At 65.3% G+C, this 24,829-nt stretch carries 21 protein-coding genes and 1 tRNA gene; 5 read left to right on the top strand and 17 right to left on the bottom strand.

From position 1 onward, the window contains the following. Position 1: 1 nt before the first annotated feature. From lptB to IFT60_RS07410, 5 genes are read right to left on the bottom strand one after another with little or no spacing between them, the layout of a single operon-like run. The gene (gene lptB, locus IFT60_RS07430) at positions 2-763 is read right to left on the bottom strand and encodes an LPS export ABC transporter ATP-binding protein (RefSeq protein ID WP_192051196.1); all 762 of its coding nucleotides are present in this window, start codon (positions 761-763) and stop codon (positions 2-4) included. Next, positions 763-1,359 (bottom strand): lipopolysaccharide transport periplasmic protein LptA, encoded by a 597-nt coding sequence (gene lptA, locus IFT60_RS07425; protein ID WP_192051194.1) that lies wholly within the window; start codon positions 1,357-1,359, stop codon positions 763-765. Before lptA ends, lptB begins: the two co-directional genes overlap by 1 nt. A gap of 15 nt (positions 1,360-1,374) precedes the next feature. Further along, positions 1,375-1,989 carry an LPS export ABC transporter periplasmic protein LptC gene (gene lptC, locus IFT60_RS07420; RefSeq protein ID WP_374000634.1) on the bottom strand — a complete coding sequence of 205 codons (615 nt, stop codon included), beginning with the start codon at positions 1,987-1,989 and terminating at the stop codon, positions 1,375-1,377. Positions 1,990-2,014: 25 nt separating this feature from the next. Beyond that, complete coding sequence (locus tag IFT60_RS07415; protein WP_192051192.1) at positions 2,015-2,557, bottom strand: KdsC family phosphatase; 543 nt, start codon at positions 2,555-2,557, stop codon at positions 2,015-2,017. Beyond that, on the bottom strand, positions 2,557-3,579 hold the full coding sequence (locus IFT60_RS07410; protein WP_374000636.1) for a KpsF/GutQ family sugar-phosphate isomerase: 1,023 nt from the start codon (positions 3,577-3,579) through the stop codon (positions 2,557-2,559). Before IFT60_RS07410 ends, IFT60_RS07415 begins: the two co-directional genes overlap by 1 nt. An 85-nt stretch (positions 3,580-3,664) precedes the next feature. Between IFT60_RS07410 and IFT60_RS07405 the strand changes: the two genes are divergently transcribed. Beyond that, positions 3,665-5,644: a monovalent cation:proton antiporter family protein gene (locus IFT60_RS07405; RefSeq protein WP_192051187.1), complete on the top strand. Its 1,980-nt coding sequence runs from the start codon at positions 3,665-3,667 to the stop codon at positions 5,642-5,644. Positions 5,645-5,970: 326 nt separating this feature from the next. Here the strand turns inward: IFT60_RS07405 and IFT60_RS07400 are convergent, their stop codons facing one another. The 5 genes from IFT60_RS07400 to IFT60_RS07380 all read right to left on the bottom strand — a co-directional run bounded on the left by IFT60_RS07400 (position 5,971) and on the right by IFT60_RS07380 (position 12,698). Beyond that, on the bottom strand, positions 5,971-7,101 hold the full coding sequence (locus IFT60_RS07400; protein ID WP_192051184.1) for a GGDEF domain-containing protein: 1,131 nt from the start codon (positions 7,099-7,101) through the stop codon (positions 5,971-5,973). A gap of 98 nt (positions 7,102-7,199) precedes the next feature. Then, a complete protein-coding gene (locus IFT60_RS07395) occupies positions 7,200-8,042 on the bottom strand; it encodes an MOSC domain-containing protein (protein ID WP_192051182.1) in 843 nt (280 codons plus the stop codon). A 180-nt stretch (positions 8,043-8,222) separates the two neighbouring features. After that, complete coding sequence (locus IFT60_RS07390; protein ID WP_192051179.1) at positions 8,223-10,190, bottom strand: PhoX family protein; 1,968 nt, start codon at positions 10,188-10,190, stop codon at positions 8,223-8,225. A 189-nt stretch (positions 10,191-10,379) separates the two neighbouring features. Next, the gene (ychF, locus tag IFT60_RS07385; protein WP_192051177.1) at positions 10,380-11,471 is read right to left on the bottom strand and encodes a redox-regulated ATPase YchF; all 1,092 of its coding nucleotides are present in this window, start codon (positions 11,469-11,471) and stop codon (positions 10,380-10,382) included. A 129-nt stretch (positions 11,472-11,600) separates the two neighbouring features. Beyond that, entirely contained in the window at positions 11,601-12,698 is a 1,098-nt protein-coding gene (locus IFT60_RS07380) for a patatin-like phospholipase family protein (RefSeq protein ID WP_192051175.1), read from the bottom strand. A gap of 261 nt (positions 12,699-12,959) precedes the next feature. On the opposite strand from IFT60_RS07380, the gene IFT60_RS07375 reads away from it, so the two are divergent. Next, complete coding sequence (locus IFT60_RS07375; RefSeq protein WP_192051174.1) at positions 12,960-14,492, top strand: vanadium-dependent haloperoxidase; 1,533 nt, start codon at positions 12,960-12,962, stop codon at positions 14,490-14,492. A gap of 12 nt (positions 14,493-14,504) precedes the next feature. Here IFT60_RS07375 and pth read toward each other — a convergent pair whose 3' ends face one another. The 7 genes from pth to IFT60_RS07340 all read right to left on the bottom strand — a co-directional run bounded on the left by pth (position 14,505) and on the right by IFT60_RS07340 (position 20,659). Continuing rightward, entirely contained in the window at positions 14,505-15,089 is a 585-nt protein-coding gene (gene pth, locus IFT60_RS07370) for an aminoacyl-tRNA hydrolase (RefSeq protein WP_192051172.1), read from the bottom strand. Between the two features lie 155 nt (positions 15,090-15,244). Beyond that, the gene (locus IFT60_RS07365) at positions 15,245-15,838 is read right to left on the bottom strand and encodes a 50S ribosomal protein L25/general stress protein Ctc (protein ID WP_192051169.1); all 594 of its coding nucleotides are present in this window, start codon (positions 15,836-15,838) and stop codon (positions 15,245-15,247) included. A 204-nt stretch (positions 15,839-16,042) separates the two neighbouring features. Next, positions 16,043-16,993, bottom strand: coding sequence for a ribose-phosphate pyrophosphokinase (locus IFT60_RS07360; protein ID WP_056345247.1), 951 nt, complete (start codon positions 16,991-16,993; stop codon positions 16,043-16,045). Positions 16,994-17,141: 148 nt separating this feature from the next. Continuing rightward, positions 17,142-17,218 (bottom strand) — tRNA-Gln (locus IFT60_RS07355). Between the two features lie 66 nt (positions 17,219-17,284). Beyond that, on the bottom strand, positions 17,285-18,172 hold the full coding sequence (gene ispE, locus IFT60_RS07350; RefSeq protein WP_192051510.1) for a 4-(cytidine 5'-diphospho)-2-C-methyl-D-erythritol kinase: 888 nt from the start codon (positions 18,170-18,172) through the stop codon (positions 17,285-17,287). 5 nt (positions 18,173-18,177) lie between these two features. Further along, on the bottom strand, positions 18,178-18,795 hold the full coding sequence (locus tag IFT60_RS07345; protein WP_192051167.1) for an outer membrane lipoprotein LolB: 618 nt from the start codon (positions 18,793-18,795) through the stop codon (positions 18,178-18,180). 67 nt (positions 18,796-18,862) lie between these two features. Continuing rightward, complete coding sequence (locus IFT60_RS07340; RefSeq protein ID WP_192051165.1) at positions 18,863-20,659, bottom strand: tetratricopeptide repeat protein; 1,797 nt, start codon at positions 20,657-20,659, stop codon at positions 18,863-18,865. 98 nt (positions 20,660-20,757) lie between these two features. Here IFT60_RS07340 and mutM point away from each other — a divergent pair, with 98 nt between their 5' ends. From mutM to mutY, 3 genes are read left to right on the top strand one after another with little or no spacing between them, the layout of a single operon-like run. Beyond that, positions 20,758-21,591: a bifunctional DNA-formamidopyrimidine glycosylase/DNA-(apurinic or apyrimidinic site) lyase gene (gene mutM, locus IFT60_RS07335; RefSeq protein ID WP_192051163.1), complete on the top strand. Its 834-nt coding sequence runs from the start codon at positions 20,758-20,760 to the stop codon at positions 21,589-21,591. A 25-nt stretch (positions 21,592-21,616) separates the two neighbouring features. After that, the gene (locus tag IFT60_RS07330; RefSeq protein ID WP_192051160.1) at positions 21,617-23,536 is read left to right on the top strand and encodes a dynamin family protein; all 1,920 of its coding nucleotides are present in this window, start codon (positions 21,617-21,619) and stop codon (positions 23,534-23,536) included. Further along, entirely contained in the window at positions 23,533-24,636 is a 1,104-nt protein-coding gene (gene mutY, locus IFT60_RS07325) for an A/G-specific adenine glycosylase (protein WP_192051158.1), read from the top strand. The genes IFT60_RS07330 and mutY overlap by 4 nt, the downstream gene beginning before the upstream one ends. The last annotated feature ends 193 nt before the right edge of the window (positions 24,637-24,829 follow it).

The raw sequence follows: 24,829 nt of genomic DNA, 5'->3' as shown, positions 1-24,829 counted from the left end.
CTTACATGCGGAAGTGTTCGCCCAGGTAGACGCGCCGTACCGACTCGTCGGCGATGATGTCGTCGGGGCGTCCCGACGCCAGCACGGCGCCCTGGTTGATGATGTAGGCGCGGTCGCAGATGCCGAGCGTCTCGCGCACATTGTGGTCGGTGATCAGGACGCCGATGCCGCGCTCCTTCAGGAAGCGCACGATGCGCTGGATCTCGATCACCGCGATCGGGTCGACGCCGGCAAACGGTTCGTCGAGCAGCACGAAGCGCGGATTGGTCGCCAGTGCGCGCGCGATCTCGACGCGGCGCCGTTCGCCGCCCGACAGCGACAGCGCAGGGTTTTCGCGCAGCTTCTCGATCTGCAGTTCGGCCAGCAGGGAGTCCAGGCGCTCGTTGATCGCCGCCTTGGTGAGCGACTTGCCGTTCTCGTCGTGCTGCAGCTCGAGCACGGCGCGGATATTGTCTTCCACCGTCAGCTTGCGGAAGACCGAGGCTTCCTGCGGCAGGTACGACAGGCCCATCACCGCGCGGCGGTGGATCGGCAAGCTCGAAATGTCGGCACCGTTGATCTCGATGGTGCCGGCGTCGGACGGCACCAGGCCGACGATCATGTAGAACGAGGTGGTCTTGCCGGCGCCGTTGGGCCCGAGCAGGCCGACGACTTCGCCGCAGCCCACCTGGAGCGAGACGTCGCGCACGACCAGGCGCTTGCCGTAGCTTTTCTGCAGGCCCCGGACGACGAGGGTGCTGCGGCTGTCAGGTGCATCTTTCATTATTTCTTTCCTGCTGCCGGCGTCGCCGGGGTAGAACCAGCGGCCGCTGCCGGTGCGCGCCGCGGCGCGATGATCAGGGTGCCGCGCCCGCCGCCCACCTTGCTCTCGCCGCTGGCGTCGTTGCGCACGGTCGCCACTTCGCGGCGGCTGTCGTAGGAGATGTAGGCGCCATCGAGTTCGTTGGTCAGGCGGCCGTTTTCGAGCTGGCGCACGATCGCTTTCGAGAACAGTTTTACTACTTCCTGGCGCTCGTCGTATTCGATGCGCTCGCCCTGCCCTTCCATCCACAGGTCGGGGCCGCCGTCGCGCTTCTGGCGGAAGGTGGCGACCCGGCCCGCACCCGAGGTCAGGGTCACATTCATGTACCCTTCCGGCGTTTCCTTGACCAGCGCACGGTCCGACTTCAGGGTCAGCGTGCCGCGCGTGAGGATCACGTTGCCGGTCAGGATGCGCGTCTGCGTGACTTCGTCGACGTCGAGCGAATCGAAATTGATGACGGCCTGCTTGAGCGAATCCGCGCGCTCGGCATGGGCCGGCACCAGCGACAGCAGCGCAACGAAGGCGGCGGCAAGCATGTTGTGAATGCGTTTTTTCATAGGTGCTCGTTCCTGTTATTGGTTGGGTGCGCGGTTGGGTGCGCGCGCCTGGCGCGGCGGATAGACGATCTGGCCGCGTCCGCCGAGGTGCAGCTTCTGGGTTGGATTCTCCGCCACCAGGCCGACCCCGTGCGCCGTGGCGGCGCCCAGCGTCATCTGGACCGGACGGCTGGTCTTGACGATCTCGTCGTCGACCAGCACGGTCAGTGCTTCGGTGCGCGCGTGCAGCGCCTCGCTCTTCGGCGTGGCCGGGCGCTTGATGTCGACCTTGCCCATCAGCTCGACGCGATTTTCGCCATGGTAGACCTGGCCGCGGTCGGCATGCATGGTCATGCGCGGACGCTCCGGCGCCATGCTCTCGACGACCGGCCGCGTGACTTCCGAGACGTCGGTGTCCGGATGGTGCGCCAGGCGTGCGCCGGACATGACGTAGCGCGGCACGCCGTTTTCCGTCATGCGCACGAAACTGAAGTTCTCGACGATGTAGTCCGGCTCGCTCAGGTTGGCTGCCACACCCGGCCCGTCGTCGGAATCGAATGCCTGCAGCAGCCAGAAGCTGCCGAAGGCGAAGAACACCGCCGTCAGCATCAGCGCCAGCGTACGCCAGCGGTGCGCGGTGCGTTTGTTCACGTAGGTCGCCATGCCCTTGCTCGCTTCAAGCAAAATACGGCGCAAGCGCCTGCTCGTAGGTACCCTGGGCACGCATCACCAGGTCGCATACTTCGCGCACCGCGCCGCGCCCGCCGCCAGCTTTGGTCACGTAGTGCGCGCGGTGCTGCACTTCCGGATGCCCGCTCGGCACCGTCACGGCAAAGCCGACTTTACTGAGCAGCGGCATGTCGATCACGTCGTCGCCGATGTAGCCGCACTGCTCGGCCGTGAGGTTCAGCTGCGCCAGCAACTCGGCGAACGCGATGCGCTTGTCGTGGAAGCCCTGCCACACATGGGTGATGCCCAGGTCTTTCGCACGCGCGAGCACGATCGGCGACTTACGGGCGCTGATGATGGCGGTTTCCACGCCGGTCTTTTGCAGCAGCTGAATGCCGAGGCCATCGAGGACGTGGAAGGTCTTGGTAATCTCGCCGTCCGGACCGTAGGTCAGGCTGCCGTCGGTAAGGATGCCGTCGACGTCGAAGATCATGACCTTGACGCGCGCGGCGCGTTCGACGTGGGCCAGTGGGGTAAGTGAAGGGTTCATCAGATCACCTTTGCCCGGGTCAGGTCATGGATGTGCAGGGCGCCGACCAGCACGCCTTTCTCGTCGATCGCGAGCATCTGGTTGATGCGGAATTCTTCCATGATCGCCACCGCGTCGACCGCCAGCTGCTCGGGGTGGACGGTGCGCGCGCCGACGTGCATGACGTCGCGGATGGTGAGATTGGAAAAATCCTGCACGCGCTCGATCAGGCGGCGCAAGTCGCCGTCGGTGAACACGCCGAGCGGCTTGAAGTCCGGGTCGACCACGGCGGTCATGCCCATGCCTTTCTGGCTGATCTCCAGCAGCGCGCGCGTCAGCGGGGTGTCCGGGGTCACGGCGGGAATCGCGTCGCCGCTACGCATCACGTCGCGCACGTGGGTCAGCAGGCGCCGTCCCAGCGCGCCGCCCGGATGCGAACGCGCGAAGTCTTCTTCGCGAAAACCGCGCGCATCGAGCAGGGCCACGGCCAGGGCGTCGCCCATGGCGAGCGTCACGGTGGTGCTGGCGGTCGGCGCCAGGTTCATCGGGCAGGCTTCCTTGGCAACCGAGATGTCGAGGTGGACGTCGGCCAGCAGCGCCAGGCGCGATTGCGGCTTGCCGGTCATGGCGATCAGCGGCGCGCCCATGCGCTTCACCACAGGCAGGATGTCCATCAGCTCCGACGATTCGCCCGAATTCGAGATGGCGATGAAAACGTCCTGCGCGGTCACCATGCCGAGGTCGCCGTGCGCGGCTTCGCCCGGGTGCACGAACATCGCCGGCGTGCCGGTCGAGGCCAGCGTGGCCGCGATCTTGCGCGCGATATGGCCCGACTTGCCCATGCCCGACACGACCACGCGGCCGGTACAGGCGTACAGCACGGCCACTGCCCGCACCAGGCTGTCGTCGGCATCGAGCCGTGCGTGCAGCGCTTGAATGGCCTCGGCTTCGATCGCGAGGGTCTCGCGGGCCAGCGTCAATATGCGCCCCGCCTGGTTCTCGTCAAAACTGTTCAGCATTGTTTTTTCATCGGTTACACTCATTCCAGAAGTATAAACGAATTGCGAAAGCAAAAAACTTGCCAGACGTATCGAACAACGCTCCGTTCGTAGAAAGTACCTTCATCGTATGGCATCCGGCCTCGAACTGACCCTTTTGTTGCTCGGCAGCGCCGTTCTCGGCGTGGTCGTATTCCGCAGCCTGCACCTGCCGCCGATGCTGGGCTACCTCGCCGTCGGCGTGCTGATCGGCCCGCACGCGCTGGGCCTGGCGGCCGAAACCCATTCGACCCACGCGCTGGCCGAATTCGGCGTGGTGTTCCTGATGTTCTCGATCGGCCTCGAGTTCTCGCTGGCGCAATTGCGCGCGATGCGGCGCATCGTGTTCGGCCTGGGGCTGGCGCAGGTGGTGCTGACAATCGTCGCGACAGTCATCGGCGGCCTGGTGCTCGCCATGTGGGCGCCGCAGTTGCACATCGGCTGGCAGGCTGCCTTTGCGCTGGGCGGCGCGCTGGCCATGTCGTCCACGGCGATTGTCGTCAAATTGCTGACCGAACGGCTGGAACTGGAAAGCGAACACGGACGGCGCATCATCGGCATCCTGCTGTTCCAGGACCTGGCCGTGGTGCCGCTGCTGATCCTGATTCCGGCGCTGGCGAAAGACCCGGAAAACCTGGTCAAGACACTGGCCTGGGCCGGCGTCAAAGCGGCGGCGGTGCTGGCGCTGCTGCTGTTCTTCGGCCAGAAGCTGATGCGCAGCTGGTTCACGCTGGTGGCCAAGCGGCGCTCGCAAGAGCTGTTCATGCTGAACCTGCTGCTGGTGACGCTGGGCGCGGCCTGGATCACCGAGCGCGCCGGCCTGTCGCTGGCGCTGGGCGCCTTTGTCGCCGGCATGCTGATCTCGGAAACCCAGTTCAAGCACCAGGTCGAGGAAGACATCAAGCCCTTCCGCGACGTGCTGCTCGGGCTGTTCTTCATCACCATCGGCATGCTGCTCAACATGCGGCTGGTGCTGCAGAACTGGTGGCTGGTGCTCCTGCTGCTGGCCGTGCCGGTGCTGCTGAAGTTCGCGCTGATCGCTGCGCTGGCGAAGATGTTCGGATCAAGCGACGGCGTGGCGATGCGCACCGGCCTGGCCCTGGCGCAGGCGGGCGAATTCGGCTTCGTGCTGCTGAACATGGCCTCGGGTTCGAACCTGATCGATCCGTTCCTGATGCAGCTGGTACTGGCGTCGATGGTGCTGTCGATGCTGGTGGCGCCTTTCGTCATCGCCAAGTCGGACCAGATCGTGATGAAGATCGCGGCCAACGAATGGATGATGCAGTCGCTGCAATTGACGCAACTGGCGAGCCGCACGATGGCGGCGCAAAAGCACGTGATCATCGCCGGCTTCGGGCGCAGCGGGCAAAGCGTGGCCACCCTGCTCTCCGACGAAAAGCTGCCCTGGTACGCGCTCGACCTGGACCCGGAGCGGGTGCAGGAAGCGCAGGCGGCCGGATCGAGCGTGAGTTACGGCGACGCCGGCCGCCGCGAAGCGCTGATCGCGGCCGGCATCAACCGCGCCAGTGCCCTGGTCATTACGTTTGCCGACACACGCGCGGCCTTGAAAGTGCTGCACCTGGTGCACGAGCTGGCGCCTTCGCTGCCGGTGATCGTGCGCAGCCACGACGACAGCGACCTGGAACTGCTGCGCCAGGCCGGGGCAACGGAGGTGGTGCCGGAAGCGCTCGAGAGCAGCCTGATGCTGGCCTCGCACGCGCTGGTCGTGGTCGGGGTGCCGCTGCGGCGCGTGGTGCACCGCGTGCAGAGCGCACGCGACGAACGCTATGCATCGCTACGCGGCTATTTTCACGGCGCCAGCGACGTCGTCGACGACCCCGAGCACATGTACGTGCGCCTGCATTCGGTGGTGCTCAACGAAGAAGCGCAGGCAGTCGGCCGCCGCATCGACGAACTCGGGCTGGACGAACTGGAAGCGGAAGTGAGCGGCATCCGGCGCGCGCGGGTGCGTATCGAGCCGGTGCCGGGGACGGTGCTGCAGGCGGGGGACGTGGTGGTGCTGCGCGGGTCGGGTGATGCGGTGACGCGGGCGGAGGGACGGTTGTTGTGATAGGTGCGGTGATGTGAAATGTGCCGGAGGGCCGTAGGGTGGACGGCTCCACCTGCGAGCTGGCGACGACGCCGCCCACGCGTTCAACGTGCGCCAGAACAGCTGCACGGTATGCCCCTGCCGCTTGAACGCGTGGGCGGCGTCACAGTTAGCGCTATTCAGGTATCCGGGTGGAGCCGTCCGCCCTACGGGTCTGCGCGAACGGTGTTGTAGGGTGGGCGCCCCTGTGCCCACGCGAATGCATGATCTGTGTTGGCCGCCGCCGATGACACGACGTTCCTACATGAAAGAATATTTCACTAGCGTGTAAAGAATGAAATTTTATTTCACTCTGCCGTCACGACCCGGTTCCGTCCCGTTTCCTTCGCCTGGTACAGCGCCGCATCCGCCGACGCCACCAGCTGCTGTGCCACACCTTCGATCGCATGGTCACGCGCATAGTCATCGAGCACGGCGACACCGATCGACACCGACACGTCCAGGCACTGCCCGCCCGCCAGGTCGAACGGCTTATCGGCCACGCCCGCGCGGATGCGGTCGGCGACGATGGCCGCCGCCGCCAGGTCGGCGTCGATCAGCAGCACCACGAATTCTTCGCCACCAAAACGCGCCAGGGCATCGGACAGGCGCAATTCCATCTTGATGCGCGCCGCCACTTCGCGCAGCACGTCGTCGCCGGCCTGGTGTCCGATGCTGTCGTTGACCTGCTTGAAGTGGTCGACGTCGATGAACATGAAGGAGATGCGGTAGTCCTGGCGCCGCGCCCGTGCGATCTCCTCGACCAGGCGGCGGTCGATGTAGCGGCGGTTATAGATGCCGGTCAGCGGATCGGTCAGCCCGATGTATTTCAGCATCTCGTTGCTGATCACGTTTTCCAGGCAGATTGCGATGATCGAGGCCATGTGCTCGACGAAGTCGGTGCCCAGCGCCGGCGTGAAGCGCTCGATGTCGCGGCTGCCCAGGTTCAGGCTGCCGATCAGGCGTTTATTACGCAGCAGCGGCACCAGAGCCACGCTTTGCAGCCCCGCGGGCGGGTGCGGGAACATCGAGCGGTGTTCGGCATGCGCGTAGGGTTCCAGGCGCGGCCGCGCGCGCTCGAGGTCGAAGCCGAGTTCCACCGCATGCTCGCAGAACAGCAGGTCGGGCAGCGTCTCGAAGTCGATGCCCAGCTTGTGCATGACGGTATAGATGTCGGCGTCGGTGTCGACCAGCACCAGGGTCACGCTGTCGAGGTCGGAAATGACGGGCAGCAGGCGGAAGATGGTGCCGACCAGTTGCGGAAAGTTCGATGCCCCGACGATTTCCAGGTCGAAGGCCTGGTGGCGGCACATGATCTCGTGGTTGCGCTGCGCCTGCTCCATGACATAGCCGACCTGCGCACGCAGGGCTTCGTTCTCGGCGACGAGGTCGCGCTGGTCATAGGTATGGGGCGACACAGCGGCATCCGGCGGGTGCATGGGAATTCCTTTCAGCAATACCCGTTACATTACGTGACTTTCCCACGCTTGAGAACGGGATTGCCGATTTTTTCGCCAGCGCCGCCCTCGGCGCTGCCTTAAAACGACAGGCTGACGGCGAGTTGCTGCCCGCGGCGCAAGCGGCGCCCTGCCCCATCCGCCACGATGCAGTTCATGCCGACGCACACGGCGCCGTCGAGCACGGCCTTGGTGCGCCAGCTTTGCAGGATGTCGAGCGGGTCCGGGCCGGGAATACCTGTCGCCTGGTCGATCGCCGGAATCGGACAGCGCGCGCAGGGTTTGACGGGTTGGATGACGATGCCGTCCGCCGCGAAGGATTCGGTGTAATCCTCCTCGAACGGATCGGTGCCGTCGACCACCAGGTTCGGGCGGAAGCGGTCCATCGGCAGCGCGTCACGGCCGGCGGCAAACATGCGCGCGTTGATGTCGTCGAGCGCGGCCTGGCCGATCAGCAGCAGCGGGTAGGCATCGGCGAAACGGGCCGCCGATGGCGCGCCGCCGGTCCACTTTTCGCTGGTCGGACGCGCCGCATCGGGGCGGAAGCGTACCAGGCGGCAGGTGGTGTGCAACACTTGCCCGAACCAGGCGGACGCTGCATCGCCGCAGTCGATGGCGTCGATTAGGTCGTCCCAGATCTGCACGCGCAGCGTGCGGTTTGCAGCCTGCGCCAGCGGCAGGCGCAGCGGCGCCATGGCGGGCGCGCTGACGACGAGGGCATCGCCGTCGACGCGCGGCACAATCGTCGCCATGCGCGGGAATTCGCGCTGGGTCAGGAACTGGCCGTCAGGTGTGACCAGCATCCATTCGCGGTCGTGTACGCCCAGCGCGGACAGGCCGGAGACGGTGGCGATGGCCTCGTCGACCGGCATGGCGGCGCAGGATTTGATCGGGTAGAGGATGAGGTGGGTGAGCGTGGGCATGAGGGCGACAGTATCGCATGGGCCGCGTGGATGCCACTCTTAAAACACGTGGAGTCAGGAGGCTCGGCGCCCCCCTCCACCCTACGAACTCAGGTATACGTAGGGTGGAGTCCCGACTCCACGCGTTACACCATCAATGACCACGCGCCCTCGCCGACAACGATGACGCGTGGTCGGACATCACGCTTTGGCCAACTTCGTCTGGCTCAACTCCGCCGTCAGATACCCGACGGCCGCCCCGAACTTGTCCTTGTAATTCGCCCGCACCAGCGGATCGAGCGTGCCCTTGACCACGTTGTGGATCCCGCCCCAATCGCCCGCATGCTGGAAGTTGCTCATGATGTAGGTCCAGCCATTGAGCTCATCGACCGCATGCAGCCCGGTCGATTCGCCGCCGGCCGGAATCGACATCACGCGCGCCAGCACCTTGGTGTCGACGTTATAGGCCCACAGGAAGTTGTTGACGTGCTGGCCGCTGTCTTCGCCGATGAACAGCGTGCGCATCTTTTCCGAGAATTTCAGGTTGTCCGGATTGCCGATGCGGTCCGGGTTCGCCGTGTTGCCGAGGGCGTCGGCCGTGATGTCCTCACCGGTCAGGAGGGCCTTCAAATCGACCGGCATCCACTCGCTGTTGATCGCCGCACCCGCCAGATCCTTCTGGCCGCCGGCCAGTTTCAGGGCCATCACCGCGCCGGCATTCAGCGCCTTCGGAATCGAGACGCCGTTGCCGGCCACGTTCAGCGCATTCCCCGCCACCATCGAGCTCTGGCAGTTCTGCAGCGCCGAGTAGGCGATCTTGTCCTTGGCGTTGACGGTCGTGCCTTCCATCTTGGTAAAGCCCATCGACGCGCCTACCAGGACTGCGTAGCGGTGGGTTTCGAGGAAGGCGGCCGCCTTTTCCATGCCCGGTTTCAGCTTGATCCATTCGATGGCGCCATTTGCCGCCACTTTGGTAAAAGTCGGGTCTTGCGGGTCGGTGGTGCGCACGTCCATGATGTCGAGCGGTTTGATCGACACGGCCAGCGCGCGGATCTCGGCGCTGGTGGCGGAACCGAGCTTGATCCAGGTGAGCGGCGCGGCCGTGGCTGCCGGATCAAGCGAGAAGCCGGCGCCGACCTTGGCCACGTACAGGGTGCCGCTCGACAGGTCCTTTTCCCGGTCGGCGACAAACACGAAATAGCCGCTGTTGGTGGCGTCATCGCCCATCAGCACCGTGCGCTGGTCCGGCATCACCTGCACCAGCTCGTGCGAGATGCGGCCCAGGCAGTAGTGCTTCTTGATCGAGGCGGTACCGTCCGGGTTGACCGTCACTTCCGGCAGGTGGCCGTAGTGGTAGGGGTTGGCCGTCGTCTCGCTGCCATACAAATTCTTGCTGAAGGCCTTGAACTGGGCATCACTGGCGGCGGTGAACGCGTTCGGCTCGTATTCCTCGCTCGACAGGTGCGTGCCCCACGGCGAAAGGCTGGCGCCGCAGGTGATCCACAGGCCCTCGACGCTCGAGGTGTCGACGTTATGGTATTTCACCAAGGTGAGCTTGCCGGTGGCCTGGTCCTGGTCGAGCGTGAGTACGCCGATCGGCGACGGCAGGCGGCCGTACATGCCGGTCTTGCCGTCCTGGGCGAAGGTCGTGTACTCGAACTGGACCACCGCGAACACCGGCTTGCCCTTCACGCCCGCCACGCTGGCGTTCGGCACGGTGAGCAGCGAGGTGCCGTCCGGCGCGTCCGAGAAGAAGTGGCGTTCCTTGCCCGGCACGGTAGTGTCGACGATCGGCTGGTTGCGGATGTCGTAGTAGCCGCCGGCCAGGGTCGTGCCGCCGCTGCCGTTGGGGACCATGTCACCGGTGATGAAGAAGGGTTGGTAGGCGAGCTTGAAATCGAGCTTGCTGCTGTCGCTGAAATTCACGCTCATCGTCGAGCCGACCGTGTTGGTCGCCATCGCGGCGGCATTCGCCAGGTTCGGTGCGGCCATCGAGCTGAAGGTGACCGAGCCGAGGGTGGCGACTGGCGCCGCCGGGGCTGGATCGTCGTTGCCGCCGCCGCAGGCGGTCAACAGCGAGGCGGCAGCCACGCTTCCCAATGGCAGCATCGGGGCGGCGCCGAGCATGCGCAGCAGGCGGCGGCGGGACAGTTCGGGGGTCGGGGTCATGTATTTCTCCATGGTTGCAAGTTCGTGCCGCGGCAAATGCCGCGTTCATGGAGGCGCAGAATAGCGGGGCAGTATGTCACCTTGATGACGCACGGTGTTCGCGCCACCGCCACTACAGACGCAAAAAAAGCCCGCACGCGGCGGGCTTTGTCGATGCTGGCGCGGAACAACGGCGCCGGCGGAATGCGATTAGACGTTGAACAAGAAATTCAACACATCCCCATCCTTGACGACGTATTCCTTGCCCTCAGCCCGCATCTTGCCCGCTTCCTTCGCACCCGCCTCGCCCTTGTACGCGATGTAATCGTCATACGAAATGGTCTGCGCGCGAATGAAGCCGCGTTCAAAGTCGGTGTGGATCACGCCGGCCGCTTGCGGGGCAGTGGCGCCGACTTTTACCGTCCAGGCGCGTACTTCCTTGACGCCGGCGGTGAAATAGGTCTGCAGGCCGAGCAGCTTGTAGGCGGCGCGGATCAGGCGGTCGAGGCCCGGTTCTTCCATGCCCATGTCGCCCAGGAAGGCGGCCTTGTCGGCGTCGTCGAGGTCGGCGATTTCCGACTCGATCGAGGCGCTGATCGCGACGATCGGGGCGTTCTGCTTCTTCGCGAACTCGGTCAGCTGGTCGAGCATCGGGTTGTTGGTAAAACCCGTGTCCGAGACGTTGGCCACGTACATCGCCGGCTTGGCCGTGATCAGGTACAGTTGTTTGATCAGTGCCATCTCGTCGGCGTCCAGGCCCATCGTGCGCACTGGCTGGCCTTCGTTCAGATGCGGCAGCAGGCGTTCGCAGATGGCGACCAGTTTCGCTGCATCCTTGTCGCCCGAACGCGCCTTCTTGTTTTCGCGGTGGATCGCCTTTTCGACGGCGCCCATGTCGGCCAAGGCGAGCTCGGTCTGGATGACTTCGATGTCGTCGATCGGGCTGACCTTGCCGGCCACGTGGATCACGTTGTCGTCTTCAAAGCAGCGCACCACGTTGACGATGGCGTCGGTTTCGCGGATGTGCGACAGGAACTGGTTGCCCAGGCCCTCGCCTTTCGAGGCGCCGGCCACCAGGCCCGCGATGTCGACGAATTCGACGATCGCCGGCACCACGCGCTCCGGCTTGACGATGTCGGCCAGCGCCTGCATGCGCGGGTCCGGTACTTCGACCACGCCGACGTTCGGTTCGATGGTGCAGAACGGATAGTTTTCGGCCGGAATGCCGGCCTTGGTCAGCGCATTGAACAGGGTGGACTTACCGACGTTGGGCAGGCCGACGATGCCGCATTGGAGACTCATGGGAATTCTTTCATTCGATGGTGGTGAGCGCGGTAGCGCAGCTCGTAACCCCGTATTGTAACCGCGGATGCCGCCGCATGCCGCAAAAACAGGCGCAGCGCAACAGTCGCGGCGCCGTCCCGCTCGGCCTCAGATCGCGCGCAGGCGCGCCAGGTCCGGCTTCGCAATAAACGCCGCCAGCTCGTCGCGCAGGCGCTGCCCCTCCCCCATCGCCTGCGACCAGGCGCGGATGCGCGCATCGTGGTCGAGCCCATAAAATTTAAAGTCGCTACGGTCCGGCAGCTTGGCGCGCGGCAGCGTTTTAATGAAGGCGGGCGTGGGCGCGACGATCAGTACGTTGTCGAGCCAGCCGCGGTTCGGTCCGCGCGCGCAGCGGCGCCACGGCATCGCCTTGTCGAGCCAGCCCGGCACGATGTGCTCGTTAAAATGCGGATACAGCACGATCGCGTCCGGCTCGTCTTGCTCGAGACGGGCGTAGGGCAGCGCCAGGTGGTAGTCGATGATGCCGCCATCCCAGTAGTGTCCGGGCGGCACGCCCGTGATGCCGGTGACGGGCTGCATGATCAGCGGCAGCGTGCCCGAGGCGAGCAGGCTGGCGGCCAGGTTATTTCTCGTGAGCGTGGAGAAGTGCGTGGTAAAACCGTCGAATTCCTCGCGCAACCAAGCAGCGGGCGCACGGGCGTCGCCGATCACGACCCGTTCCAGCAGGCGCCCCAGGCGCGCGCGTGATGCAAAATTGGTCAGCGCCGCCGCCGCGAAACCGCGCATCTCGGCGCGCCGGTGCGCGGGTTCGGCAAGCGCTCCCTTGCCGCGCACGGCCAGCAGGTGCAGGCGGTGCTGCGGGTGGCTCAAAATATCGTCCTCGTGGCCGCTCACGAAAGCGTGCAGCAAGCCCTGCACCACCTCGTTGATCTGCTGGGTGCTTGGCTTGGTGCTGGTGTAGCGCTGGCCAGCGTACAGCTCGCCCAGGCGGGCGAAAGCGCGCACCGGGTCGCGCTGGCACGCGGCCGCCATGCGCCAGGCGCCGATCGAGGAACCGATCAGGGTGCGCTCGCGTGGACTCTGGGGCAGCCATTCGCCGAACACGTATTGGTCGAGCGCCTGGAAGATCAGGCCCTTGGGACCGCCGGCGGCGGCGGGAATGACGGCGACGTCGGCGGCGCGCAAGCCGTGCGCGCGGATCCGGGCCAGCGCGCGCGGGCCGGCGTGAAAGGAAAGTGCACTCATGCGTTCCATTATCGCAGGAGGCTTGGGGGCGTGCAGGGGCTATCCGTCCGCAAGTAGTAACCCAGCAGAAAGAATGGCGCCGAGCACTTTAATGCAGCACAGAATCCAGGCTGGGCGATATCAAACCTTGGCGCCGTCGTGCTTGTCTTTTTACTCAGCCATTCTTACGCTGGATGAGATGGCTGCTGCACTGCAGTGTAGGCGCCGCTTCGAGCCGGGCGCAGCAATATCGAACCTGCATTCGTCGACTGGAGGATCACCATGAAGCCCCGCATTGCGCTGTTGTTCTGCAGTCTGTTCGTTCCCTTGTTCATGAGTATCGCCGCAGCCCAGCCGTATCGCCCGGGCCCGCGCCCGCCTGCAGGCATGGCTGAATACCTCACCCAGCCGGGCACGCGTGAACTCCCGCCGCGCTATCAGCCGCCGGCGGGGCCGAACGCCAAGGCGCGGCTGGCCTACTGGAACGAGGTGGCCCTGCGCGCGATTGCCGTCGACCACACGCCGCCCTACGCCGGCGCCGGCCCTGCCCTCATGCCGGAACAGCTTGGTCCAACGCGCACCAGCCGCGTCCTCGCCATCGTCCAGCTCGCCGTCTACGACGCGCTCAACGCCATCGTGAAACGTTACCCGGGCTACAGCGGCGCCTTGCCCGCATTCGGGAGCAGCTCGCAAGACGCCGCCATCGCGCAGGCGGCGCACGACACGCTCGTTGCGCTCTATCCGCGCCAGGCCGCCCGGTTCAGCGCCTGGCTGCAGGCCGACCTGGCGCGCCTGCCGGACGACCGGGCCAGGCGCGACGGCATCGACATCGGGCGCCGTGCCGCGGCGGCCATCCTGGCATTGCGCGCCGCGGACGGCGTTTATTATGGCGAGCCGGTGGTGGGGGTCGACTACCAGGTCTCGAATGCACCAGGCGCCTGGCGTCCCGATCCGGTCAGCCGGGTTCCGATCGCGCTCGGCGCCTACTGGGGCGACGCCAGGCCGTTCGTCCTGCCCTCGCCGATCCGCTACCAGGCACCCCCGCCACCCGCACTGGCCAGCGAGGCCTATGCGCGCGCCTTCGCCGAAGTAAAAGCGCTCGGCGGCGACGGCGTGCGCACGCCGACCAGGCGTACGCGCGAGCAAACTGTCGCCGGCATTTATTGGGGCTACGACGGCACTGCCTGGGTCGGTACGCGGCCGCGCCTGTACAACCAGATCGCCATGCAACTGGCGCTGGCGCGCTGCGCCGATCCGCTCGAGCTGGCGCGCGTGCTGGCGCTGGTGAACGTGGCGATCGCCGACACCACCATCGCCGTCTGGCAGAGCAAGTACACCTACGATTTCTGGCGCCCGGTCACGGCGATCCGCGAAGCCGATCCCGGCACCGGCCCGACCGGGCTCGGGGACGGCAATCCCGCCACGCTGGGCGACCCGCACTGGACGCCGCTGGGTTCACCGGCCAGCAACCTCACCGGGCCGGATTTCACGCCGCCCTTCCCCGCCTATGTATCAGGTCATGCCGCCCTGGGCAGTGCAACCTTCCACATGCTGCGCCGGCTGTACGGCGACGCCGTCCCGTTTACGTTTGTATCCGACGAATTCAGCGGCATCACGCGCGACAGCAGCGGACACGTACGGCCACGCCTGCCGCGCAGCTTCGCGTCGCTCTCGCAGGCGGAAGAGGAAAACGGACAAAGCCGCATCTATCTCGGCGTGCACTGGCGCTTCGACAAGGAAGAAGGCACTGCGCTGGCACGCCGGATCGCCGATGACGTGTTCGCGCGCGGGCTGGTGCGTCCGGGCGCGCGGTAAGGCTGCAAATGCTCAGGCGGTATGCAGCTGCATCGTCGCCGTGTCGAGCTTGCCGTCGACGGCGAGCGGAATGATGCGCAGGGCCTTGTCGATCGATTCCTCGATCAGGCTTTGTTCGTCCTTGCGCGGGCGGTGCAGCACGAAGTCGGCCACGCCCTGGTTCAGGCCCAGGGTGCGCGGGTGGCCGATGCCGAGGCGCAGGCGCCAGTATTCCTGGGTGCCCAGCGCCGCGGTGATGTCCTTCAGCCCGTTGTGACCGCCCGAGGAACCGCCCTTTTTGAGTTTGGCCACGCCCGGCATCAGGTCGAGTTCGTCGTGCACGACCAGCACTTCGTCCGAATTGATTTTATAAAAGCGCGCCAGCGCGCCGACCGACTGGCCGGAACGGTTCATGAAGGTCAGCGGCTCGAGCAGCCAGACTTCGTTGCCGGCGATGCTCGTCTTCGCCATCATGGCGTTGAAACGGCTTTCGCGCTGCAGGCGGCACCCCGGCAGACTGTTGGCGAGGTTGTCGACCAGCCAGAAGCCGGCATTGTGGCGGGTTTGTTCGTAGTCGGGGCCAGGGTTGCCGAGGCCGACGATGAGGCGGATGGACATAGCGGTCGCGTCAGGAAAAGGAGGATTATCGCTTATACGGAAATGCGCGGGCGGCGGAAATGAAAAAACCCGCCGGCTTGCGCGCGGCGGGTTCTGGACAGGCGGTCTCTCAGCAACCGCGCGAGCGGGGGCTGAGATACTTTTCCTCATCCAAATTACTTCTTCTCTTCGGTCGCTTCAGCGGCAACGGCGCCGCGTGGGATCGACGAGGTGACGATGGTCAGGTTCTGGCCATGGGTCAGTGCGGTCACGCCGGCTGGCAGCTGCAGGTCGTTGACGTGGATCGAGCCACCGGCTTCCAGGTTGCCCAGGTCGACTTCGATGAACTCTGGCAGCTGGCCTGGCAGGCAGGACACGTCCAACTCGTTCAGCACGTGCGAGATGACAGCGCTGCTCAGCTTGACGGCTGGCGAGGTCTCGGCGTTGATGAAGTGCAGGGCGACCTTGGTGTGGATCGGCTGCGATGCATCGACGCGCTGGAAGTCAGCGTGCAGAACCAGTTGCTTGTATGCGTGCATCTGGAAGTCGCGCAGCAGGACTTGCTGGGTCTGGCCTTCGATTTCGAGGTCCAGCACGGAACCGTGGAAAGCTTCTTTCTTGAGCGCGTGCCACAGGGCGTTGCCGTCCAGGGCGATCAGGACCGGGGCAGCGGCGCCACCGTAGATGATGCCTGGGGTCTGGCCAGCCTTGCGCAGGCGGCGGCTCGCTCCGGTGCCCTGCAGGGTGCGGTTGAATGCAACTACTTTCATGTGAAACTCCATAAGTTTGGGATCGCATGCGGAAGATATCCGCCCGATTTCCCGGTTTGTGCCGCCCCCGCGACCAGGGGCTGGCTTGGCTGAGCGCTGATTACGCACTCAAGAAAAATCCATTTACAGCTAAAAACGGCTTGAAACGGCACAACGGCGCGTCGGGCTGAGAGCCCCACGCGCCGTTGTCAGGACAGCTTCTGATCAGTCGACGAACAGCGACATGACCGAGTCGCCCTTGACGATACGCTTAAAGGTTTCGGCCAGCAGCGGCGCACAGGTCAGCTGGCGGATCTTGCCGCAGGCACGGCCGGCTTCGCTCAGCGGAATCGTGTCGGTCACGACCAGCTCGTCCAGCGGAGAATTCGAAATGCGCTCGATCGCAGGACCCGACAACACCGGGTGCGTGCAATACGCGACCACTTTCTTGGCGCCGCGCTCCTTGAGCACTTCGGCAGCCTTGGTCAGGGTGCCGGCGGTGTCGACCATGTCATCCATGATGACGCAGTTACGGCCTTCGACTTCGCCGATGATGTTCATGACTTCCGACACGTTCGCCTTTGGGCGGCGCTTGTCGATGATCGCCAGGTCGCAGCCGAGGCGCTTGGCCAGCGCACGGGCACGCACCACGCCGCCGACGTCCGGCGAGACGACCAGCAGGTCGTCGTAGTTGCGCTTTTGCAGGTCACCCAGCAGCAGCGGCGACGCGTAGATGTTGTCGACCGGGATGTCGAAGAAACCCTGGATCTGGTCGGCGTGCAAGTCCATGATCAGGACTCGCTCGACGCCGGCTTCTTCGAGCATGTTGGCAACGACCTTGGCCGAGATCGCGACACGCGCCGAGCGTGGGCGGCGGTCCTGGCGGGCGTAACCGAAATAAGGAATGGCGGCGGTGATGCGGCCTGCCGATGCGCGCTTGAGGGCGTCGACCATCAGCATGATTTCCATCAGGCTGTCGTTGGTCGGAGCACAGGTCGACTGCAGGACGAAGACATCCTTGCCGCGCACGTTCTCGTTGATTTCGACCATGACTTCGCCGTCCGAGAATTTCGAGACGACTGCTTTACCGAGGGGAATACCGAGGCTTTTTGCGACCCCTTCTGCCAGCGCCGGATTAGCGTTGCCGGTAAAAACCATCAGGTTTTCGTAAGCCATGGGAGTCCTGAGAGAAGAGCGTTGATACTTTGAAAAACAATCAGCCGGGTGTACCGGCTGATTATGCGCTTAAAAGGCTCGACCGCGAGAGCGGTTCGCCCGGATTATCCGCTGGACGCACTGGCATCGACAGACCGGACAAAACGAATGGCAGGGGAACAAGGATTCGAACCTTGGTATGCCGGAATCAAAATCCGGTGCCTTAACCAGCTTGGCGATTCCCCTACGCAACTTACAGCTTGCTGAAGCATTCAACTCATCGTCAAATCCTGCAACAGGCAAAATTTTATTCTACAACTCAGTGTTTTGCAAGAGCGATTTCATCGGATGTCGCTGCAGGGACCGGGCTTTCCACGCGCGCCAGATTGAAGGAACTTGTCCAACCACCCGATCCGCCTGCGCTTCATCCGGTACCGCGCAAAATACGCACGCTCCCGAACCAGTCATCCTTGCCGCTCCGTATTGCCCCAGCCATTCGATCGCCTGTGCTACCGGCGGAAACAAACGGGACGCCACTGCTTGCAAATCATTTTTCCCGAACTCATTTATTAAATGTGCTGCAGGAAAGTCCGCTATTGTAATGGGCTTCGTGTCGCGCGTCAAATCCTCAGCAGTAAAAATTGCAGGCGTCGGTACCGAGACGCCCGGTTCGATCACGACGTACCAGCAATCGGGCCCGGCAATCGGCTGCATCGCCTCCCCCACGCCCTCGACGAAGGCCGTCTGGCCATAAATAAAAAAGGGAATGTCGGCCCCCAGCGGCAGGCCGATTTCCATCAGCTCGGCATCGCTGAAGCCGGCTTGCCACAAATGATTCGCCGCCATCAGGGCGGTGGCCGCATCCGACGAACCGCCGCCGAGCCCGCCTCCCATCGGCAGGATTTTGTCGATCGTAACGTCGATGCCGGGAGCGGCGCGGCCGTGGCGCCTTTGATACGCATCGGCCAGGCGCCCCAGCGCGCGCACGATCAGGTCGGATGCTTCCGGCACGCCGGGCACGTCGTTGGTGCGGCGGATGCGGCCGTCGTCGCGCAGGTCGAAATGCAGCGTATCGCCGCGCTCGATCAGTTGAAAGACGCTTTGCAGCAAGTGATAGCCATCGGCGCGGCGGCCGACCACGTGCAGGAACAGGTTCAGCTTGGCCGGGGCCGGGCAATTGTGGAGCGACGCAGTGCTCATTGTGCTCATGCTGCAGGATCGAGGATGATGCGGATCGCCAGCTCGTCGGCCGCGGCCGTGGCGCTGCGCTCGGCGGCGATTTCGCGCGGCATTTGCCCGCCCTCCTTCGCGTTCTGCCAGGAGACGAAGCGCAGGCGCCAGCCATCCTGCGTGAAGATGCTGTTGTTGGCGGACGAGGCGGCGACGCGCTGGCCGGAGGCGTCGGTAGCGTAACCCTGCAGCCAGTCGCGCAGGCCGGAGACGGGCAGCGACCAGCCGAGCGTCTGCTTGGTGAGCGACTCGAGGTCGGCGGCGCTGCGCGGTGCGCGTCCGGCTTCGGTAAAGGTCGCCTGTTGCGGCGTCACATTGATCGTGGCGGCGATCTGCTTCAGCGGATTCAGGAAGACGACGTCGAGCTGGCCCGGGCGCTGCGACCATTCGAAGGGGCCGTTCATGCTGCCCGGCTGGCCATCCTTCTGGTACGTCACTTGCAGGCGGCCGCTCAGTTCGATGGTCTCGCGGTAGGGAACACTCGCCACCGGCGAAGCGGCGCCAGGGGCGCTGCCCGGTTGCGTGGCGGTGGTGGCGCAGCCGGAAAGCGCGGCGGCGAGAACGATGAGGGAAAGACGGCGGATTATCGGCATCGGTTGGTCAGCTTTGAAAAATGAAAACAGCGGGCAGCATCGCCCGCCGTGTGAATCCTGCATTATTTCACAGCGACAGTCGCAGGCGCGCCAGCGTGCTGCGCAGCGTGTCGTTCTGCGGATCCTTGGCGCGCGCTTCGCGCCAGAGCTTCTGGGCATCGGCCTGCTTGCCCTTCTGCCACAGCACCTCGCCCAGGTGGACGGCGATCTCGGGATCGCGGCGCAAGCCATACGCGCGGCGCAGGTGGGCTTCGGCGGCATCGAGGTTACCGAGGCGATACTGCACCCAGCCCATGCTGTCCATGATGAATGGGTCTTCCGGCGCCATGGACAATGCCTTTTCGATCAGCGCGCGCGCTTCTTCCAGGCGCACGTTGCGCTCGGCCAGCGAATAACCGAGAGCGTTGTAGGCGTGATGGTTATCCGGCGCCAGGCGCATCACGTCGCGCAGGGTTTGCTCCATTACCTCCATGTGGCCGGTCTTTTCGGCCAGCAGCGCGAAGTCGTACAGCAAATCCGGATTGGTCGGGAAGCGCTTGGCGGCGTCCTGCATCAGGATGAATGCCTGCTCGGCCTGGCCGGCGTCGCGCAGCACTTGTGCTTCGGCGGCGGCCACTTGCGCCTGGGCAGCCGGCTCGCCCGGCTTCAGCGAAGCGAGCAGGCGCCGCGCGGCGGGCACGTCGCCGCCCTTTCCCAGCAATTGGGCGCGGCGCAGCTGGGTGCCGAACAGCGCCTTTTCGTCGCCCTCAGGCAGTTTATCCAGCCAGCCGACGGCGGCCTTGATGTCGCCGCGCTCCTCGGCCAGTTGCGACAGGATTAATAAAGCTTTCGAGGGATCGCGTTCGTCTTCCGGGTTGCGTCCGAGCACGTCGATAAAGCGCGTGAAATAGGTTTCGGCGCCGCCCGGGTCGTTCAGCTGGGTCGAGAGCACGCCGAGCGCGTACAGGGTGGTCACGTTGTCCGGCTGCTGCTTGTCGAGCAGCAGGAATTCGCTGCGCGCGGCTTCGAACTGCTTGTCGTTGACCAGCAGGCGCGCGTGGGCGGCGCGCACTTCGCGCGCGTTCGGATTGGCGGCCACGAATGTCGCCAGCAGTTCGCGTACCTGCCCTTCGTTTTCGCCGGCCTGGGCCAGCGTGAGGACGGCAATTTCCGAGTCGGGTTTCAGGGCCAGTGCGGCACGTGCCTCGCGGGAGGCACCGGCCTTGTCGCCACGCGCCAGCGCGCCCTGGGCCAGCACCACGTGGCCCTCGAGCGTGCCGCGGTAGGGCGCCACCAGGCGCTCCAGCATGGCAGCGGCCGCTTCCTTGTCCTTGGCCCGCGCGAGCAATTGCTGCACTTGGTACAGGACGATGCCGCGCACCCCCGCCGGCGCGCCTTCGAGGCGCTTGCGGAAAATTTCTTCTGCGTCCGAGATATTGTCGGACAGGATAACCATCCCCAGGTAGTACTGCGTCGCTTCGTCCGATTGCGGGTCGAGCTGGCGCCATTGGCGCACAGCGGCCAGGGTGTCTTCCGGCTGGCGCGCGGCCAGCGCCATCTCGGCGGCGCGGCGTGCCAGGCGCGGGTCGCGCGTCTGCTGCGCCAGGCTGAGCATGGTGAGATACGGCCCTTGCCAGTCGCCGCCGCGGAAGGCGAATTCGGCTTTGAGCAACTGGTTCAGCAAGGTGCTCGTCAGTTCGACCTTCGGCAGGCGTGCCTGTTCGGCGCCGGCCTCGGCTTTCGCATCGAGTTCGGCCTTGGCTTGCGCCTGCTCTCGTGCCTCAGCCGACAGCTGCGCCGATTCTGCAACAGGCTGCGCCGGCGGCGCCACGGCGCACGCCGACAGCAAGCCGGAGAGGGTTACAATGACGAAAGCGTTTTTCAAGGCAAGTCCATGTGTGGAATGATGTTCGATTCTACGCCCAAGCCCCGTTGCGCGTGCGCGAGCCCAACACGAATTTACAAGAATTTTGTCAGATTTTCATGCCTGAACTCCCCGAAGTAGAAGTGACCCGGCGCGGTGTCGCGCCGCACCTCGAAGGCCGCGTGGTCGAACAGGTGGTGTTCCGCCGCGAGGGTCTGCGCTGGCCGTTTCCGGCCCATCTCGCCACCGACCTCGTCGGCCAGCGCATCACGCAGGTCGGCCGGCGCGGCAAGTATCTGCTCATCGGTTTCGAGAGCGGCACCCTCATCGTCCACCTCGGCATGTCGGGCCATTTGCGCGTACTGCCGCCGGGTATCGAGTTGAAGAAGCACGACCACTTCGACCTCGTCGTCAATGACGGCGTCCAGTCGCAGGTGCTGCGCCTGCACGACCCACGCCGCTTCGGCGCCGTGCTCTGGCATGCCGTCGACGCTGGCGAGATCGACGGCCACGTCCTGCTGCGCGGCCTCGGCGTCGAGCCGCTCGAAGACAAATTCTCGGCCGAGCTGCTGTACAAGGCAACGCGCAAGCGCAGCGCGCCGATCAAGCAGGTGCTGCTCTCGGGCGATATCGTCGTTGGCGTCGGCAATATCTACGCCTGCGAAAGCCTGTTCAAGGCCGGCATCAGCCCGACGACGCCGGCCGGCCGCATCAGCCGCGCCCGCTACGAAAAGCTGGCGGCGGCGATCCGCGAGATCCTGGCGGCGGCCATCGTGCAGGGCGGCAGCACCTTGAAAGACTTTATTGCCGTGAATGGTCAATCCGGCTATTTCCAGCAGACGTATTTCGTCTATGATCGTGCGGGAGTGCCTTGCAGAAACTGTGGCGCGCCGGTGCGCCAGATCAAGCAGGGGCAGCGGTCGACGTTTTACTGCGCCACCTGCCAGCGCTAGGCAAACTAACCGTCAGGCGGACCCAATGCAAGACATTCAAGACTACGGCGCCTGGCGCGCATCGATTGCTGCCGCGCTGGAGAGCTACCGCGCCGCACTCGCCGGCGCCGACGTGTCCGATGCCGCAACGCTGCAGCGCATGGCGCAGGCTGCCACGCGCGTACGCGATGACCGCCTCTCGGTCGCCTTCGTCGCCGAATTCTCGCGCGGTAAATCCGAGCTGATCAACGCGATTTTCTTCGCCGATTACGGCCAGCGCATCCTCCCCTCCGCGGCCGGCCGCACCACCATGTGCCCGACCGAGCTGCTGTATGACGCCGCCTGGGCACCCTGCATCCGCCTGCTGCCGATCGAAACGCGCGCGGGCCAGCTGTCGACCAGCGATTACCGCGACGATGCAGCCGCCTGGACCGTGCTGCCGCTCGACCTCGATGCGCCGGACCGCATGGTGGACAGCTTCCGGCAAGTCAGCATGACGCGCCGCGTGCCTCCCGAGGAAGCGCAGCGCTACGGCCTGTACGATCCGGAAGACGCCGCGCTGGCGGACGCGCTCGGCCCCGACGGTTTGATCGAGATTTCGCAGTGGCGCCACGCGATCATCAACCTGCCGCACCCGCTGCTGAAACAGGGCCTGGTGATCCTCGATACACCCGGCCTGAACGCGATCGGCACCGAGCCCGAACTGACGCTGAACCTGATCCCGAACGCGCACGCGGTGCTGTTCGTGCTGGCCGCCGAAACCGGGGTCACGCGCAGCGACATCGAGGTCTGGCGCACCCATATCGGCGCCGGTCCCGGCCGCATCGTGGTCCTCAACAAGATCGATGCGATGTGGGATGCGCTCAAAAGCGATGCCGAGAACGACGCCGAGATCGCGCGCCAGCAGGCCGGCGTGGCGCAGCAGCTCGGGCTCGCTCCGGAGCAGGTGTATCCGGTATCGGCGCACAAGGCGCTGGTCGGGCGCATCCAGGGCGACATGGCCCTGTTCGAGCGCAGCCGCCTGGGAGCGTTGGAAGCGGCGCTGCTGCATGGCCTGATCCCGCAAAAAAAGGCGATCCTCGGCAGCGCCCTGCGCGACGACCTGGCGGCCCTCGATGCGGCGCAGGCGAGCGCACTGGCGGCGCGCGCACGCGGCCTGGTCGAGCAGATGCAGGAACTCAAAAGCCTGCGCGGCAAGAACCAGAACGTGCTGGCGCACATGATGCGCCGCATCGAGGCCGAACGGAAGGATTTCGACGCCGGCCTGCTGCGCCTGCAGGATGCGCGCATGCGCTTTGCCGGCCTGTCGACCGAACTGTATTCGACGCTCGACATGGATGCGGTCGCGCGCCAGGCCGAGACCGTGCGCCTGGCGCTGCAGGCCTCGCGTTTTGCGACCGGCATGCGCGCGCCGGTGCGGGCGTTTTTCGAGAATGCCCGCGTCAGCCTGGAATCCGCGGGCGAGCAGGTAGCGGAGATCGGCACGCTGATGGAGACGCTGCTGCGCGGCTTCGCGGCCGAACACGGCCTGACGCTGCCGCCGCCCGTGCCGCTTTCGCTGGACCGCTACGTCGATGAGATCGCGGCGGTCGAGGCGCTGTACGTCAAACAGTTCGGCACCGCGATCCTGTTCATGACCAGCCGCAACACCCTGCTCGAGCGCTTTTTCGATTCCATCGTCTCCAGCGTGCGCCGCACCTTCCGCGCCGCGAATGCCGATGTCGAGGCCTGGCTGAAGGTGCTGATGGTGCCGTTGGAGACGCAGATCCGCCAGCACAAGGAGCAACTGCGCCACCGCCTGTCGTCGATCCAGCGCATCCACGACGCCACCGACAGCCTGGAGCAGAAGATCGCCGCCTTCGAATCGAACCAGCAAGAACTCGAACGCCAGCGCCAGCGCCTGCTGGCGCTGAACAGCGCCGTCGTGGCGGCGCTGGACGACACATCCCTGAAGGAAGCCGCTTGAAACGCCTGACCGAATTCGACGAACTGGTTGACCCTACCTTTTCGCACGCCGTCATCACCTGGCAGCGCGTGCATGGACGCCACGCCCTGCCCTGGCAAAACACGCGCGACGCCTACCGCGTCTGGCTGTCCGAAATCATGCTGCAACAGACGCAGGTGGCCGCGGTGCTCGGCTACTACGCGCGCTTCCTGGAGCGCTTCCCGACCGTGCACGACCTCGCCGCCGCGCCGATCGAAGACGTGATGGCGCACTGGAGCGGACTCGGTTACTACACGCGCGCACGCAACCTGCACGCCTGCGCGGTGCGCGTGGTGCGCGAGTATGGCGGCGAATTCCCGGCCGACCCGGCGCTGCTGGCCGACCTGCCCGGCATCGGCCGCTCGACCGCCGCCGCCATCACCGCGTTTTCGAACGGCACCCGCGCCGCCATCCTCGACGGTAACGTCAAACGCGTGTTCGCGCGCGTGTTCGGGGTCGACGGCTATCCGGGCGAAAAACGTATCGAAGACGCCTTGTGGCGCCGCGCCGATGCGCTGCTGCCGGACGACGGTATGGAGGCATACACGCAAGGCTTGATGGACCTGGGCGCGACGCTGTGCACGCGCTCGAAACCCGATTGCCCGCGCTGCCCGCTGCAGGCGCGCTGCGTGGCCTACGCCACCAATCGCACCGAGGAACTGCCGGTGCGCAAACCGAAAAAGACCACGCCGGAAAAACGCGCCGAGATGCTGGTGGTCGTGCACGACGGTGACGTGCTGCTCGAACAGCGGCCCGGCAGCGGCATCTGGGGCGGTTTGCTGTCGCTGCCGGAAGTCGACGGCCACGTCGCCATCGAGACCGCGCGCGACGGCGGCATCGCGCTGGCCGCTGCCCTGGGACGCTTCGGCGCAGTCGAGGAAGTGCAGGCGCTGCTGCCGCTGGTGCACGTGTTCACGCACTACAAGCTGCACGTCTATCCGCACAAGGTGACGCTGGCCGGGCGTGGCGCGACACCGGAAGGGCATGTGTGGGTTGCGCTCGATGCGATCGGGGATGCGGCGCTGCCGGCGCCGGTGAAGAAGCTGTTACTGCAGCTGGCGCGGCCGAGCCTGTTCGGGTGATTTCCCCGCAGCGGCGGCGTAACGTAGGGTGGACTCCCGAGTCCACGCGTTCGGCGCTTGCACATTGCTTCGGCATCGTTAGGACGTTTCGACAATCACCCGTGGTACCGCGTGGGCACGAGTGCCCACCCTGTAAAGGCAAATTAGAAATGTCCGCTTTTGGCAAAGTTAAAATGTCCGCTTTCTAAAAGTC

The sequence above is a fragment of the Massilia sp. CFBP 13721 genome, from assembly GCF_014842025.1.
GTDB lineage: Bacteria > Pseudomonadota > Gammaproteobacteria > Burkholderiales > Burkholderiaceae_D > Telluria.
This window is presented reverse-complemented; position numbering and strand designations above follow the sequence as displayed.

Excerpts from the sequence above, each read along its gene's own strand:
- IFT60_RS07400 (WP_192051184.1), bottom strand. The coding sequence starts at position 7,101 with ATGCACCCGCCGGATGCCGCTGTGTCGCCCCATACCTATGACCAGCGC.
- IFT60_RS07345 (WP_192051167.1), bottom strand. The coding sequence starts at position 18,795 with ATGCCGATAATCCGCCGTCTTTCCCTCATCGTTCTCGCCGCCGCGCTT.
- IFT60_RS07410 (WP_374000636.1), bottom strand. The coding sequence starts at position 3,579 with ATGAGTGTAACCGATGAAAAAACAATGCTGAACAGTTTTGACGAGAAC.
- IFT60_RS07365 (WP_192051169.1), bottom strand. The coding sequence starts at position 15,838 with ATGAAAGTAGTTGCATTCAACCGCACCCTGCAGGGCACCGGAGCGAGC.
- IFT60_RS07360 (WP_056345247.1), bottom strand. The coding sequence starts at position 16,993 with ATGGCTTACGAAAACCTGATGGTTTTTACCGGCAACGCTAATCCGGCG.
- lptA (WP_192051194.1), bottom strand. The coding sequence starts at position 1,359 with ATGAAAAAACGCATTCACAACATGCTTGCCGCCGCCTTCGTTGCGCTG.
- ispE (WP_192051510.1), bottom strand. The coding sequence starts at position 18,172 with ATGAGCACTGCGTCGCTCCACAATTGCCCGGCCCCGGCCAAGCTGAAC.
- IFT60_RS07390 (WP_192051179.1), bottom strand. The coding sequence starts at position 10,190 with ATGACCCCGACCCCCGAACTGTCCCGCCGCCGCCTGCTGCGCATGCTC.
- IFT60_RS07405 (WP_192051187.1), top strand. The coding sequence starts at position 3,665 with ATGGCATCCGGCCTCGAACTGACCCTTTTGTTGCTCGGCAGCGCCGTT.
- pth (WP_192051172.1), bottom strand. The coding sequence starts at position 15,089 with ATGTCCATCCGCCTCATCGTCGGCCTCGGCAACCCTGGCCCCGACTAC.
- ychF (WP_192051177.1), bottom strand. The coding sequence starts at position 11,471 with ATGAGTCTCCAATGCGGCATCGTCGGCCTGCCCAACGTCGGTAAGTCC.
- IFT60_RS07375 (WP_192051174.1), top strand. The coding sequence starts at position 12,960 with ATGAAGCCCCGCATTGCGCTGTTGTTCTGCAGTCTGTTCGTTCCCTTG.
- IFT60_RS07415 (WP_192051192.1), bottom strand. The coding sequence starts at position 2,557 with ATGAACCCTTCACTTACCCCACTGGCCCACGTCGAACGCGCCGCGCGC.
- lptB (WP_192051196.1), bottom strand. The coding sequence starts at position 763 with ATGAAAGATGCACCTGACAGCCGCAGCACCCTCGTCGTCCGGGGCCTG.
- IFT60_RS07395 (WP_192051182.1), bottom strand. The coding sequence starts at position 8,042 with ATGCCCACGCTCACCCACCTCATCCTCTACCCGATCAAATCCTGCGCC.
- IFT60_RS07330 (WP_192051160.1), top strand. The coding sequence starts at position 21,617 with ATGCAAGACATTCAAGACTACGGCGCCTGGCGCGCATCGATTGCTGCC.
- IFT60_RS07380 (WP_192051175.1), bottom strand. The coding sequence starts at position 12,698 with ATGAGTGCACTTTCCTTTCACGCCGGCCCGCGCGCGCTGGCCCGGATC.
- mutM (WP_192051163.1), top strand. The coding sequence starts at position 20,758 with ATGCCTGAACTCCCCGAAGTAGAAGTGACCCGGCGCGGTGTCGCGCCG.